Source organism: Xanthomonas hortorum (genome assembly GCF_011305375.1).
Lineage (GTDB): Bacteria > Pseudomonadota > Gammaproteobacteria > Xanthomonadales > Xanthomonadaceae > Xanthomonas > Xanthomonas hortorum_E.
In genome coordinates this window covers 1-557 of record NZ_VCME01000059.1, presented here as the reverse complement: position 1 = coordinate 557, position 557 = coordinate 1, and the positions used below count along the sequence as shown (strand labels likewise).

The 557-nt window shown below is 58.0% G+C and carries 1 protein-coding gene; it reads left to right on the top strand.

Annotation, left to right across the window (positions count from 1 at the left end; genetic code table 11):
- Nucleotides 1–248 precede the first annotated feature (248 nt).
- A complete protein-coding gene (locus FFY45_RS22505) occupies nt 249–413 on the top strand; it encodes a transposase (RefSeq protein WP_176342032.1) in 165 nt (54 codons plus the stop codon).
- Nucleotides 414–557 lie beyond the last annotated feature (144 nt).

Sequence of the window (557 nt, the reverse complement as noted above, 5' to 3'; positions counted from 1 at the left end):
GTATTGAGGCCGGGCGAAGGATGGGTATCCCCAAAACCACTGCCTGTGATCTCTTTGTTCGCTTCAGGTAGGCCGGTGTCTCCTGGCCTTTGTCGCCACGAATCAACGTCACAATTCTGGATAAGCGCCTTTACCAACAGGCATCCCGAAACTCGTCCGTTCTTCCCGTGGTCCCTGCTCCCTGTGAAATCCCTGTCGCCCGCAAACGACCACGACGCCCCAACTTCCCCCGCGACTTCAAAATCGCCATGGTGGAGCAGTCGATGCAGCCCGGCGTCAGCGTGGCACAGCTTGCCCGCGAAAATAACATTAACGATAATCTCCTGTTCCACTTGTGGCGACTTTCTCATCTGGGGCTGCTGCGTTGCGCGTACAGCTGCTCCTGTCATGTTGCCCGTGACGCTCGTTGCTGACTCAGGCCCCGGACAGCCTCATCCACCGTCCGTTCAGAGCGACGATGCCCTCTGCTGTGAGCTGGTTCTGCCCGCCGGCACGCTTCGTAGCAGCGTCAAGCTGATGCCAGCGCTGCTTCACAGGCTTCTCCGCTTTTTTTTTTT

What these genes read in the sequence shown, in the direction of transcription:
- FFY45_RS22505 (WP_176342032.1), top strand. Translation starts at nt 249, where the DNA reads ATGGTGGAGCAGTCGATGCAGCCCGGCGTCAGCGTGGCACAGCTTGCC.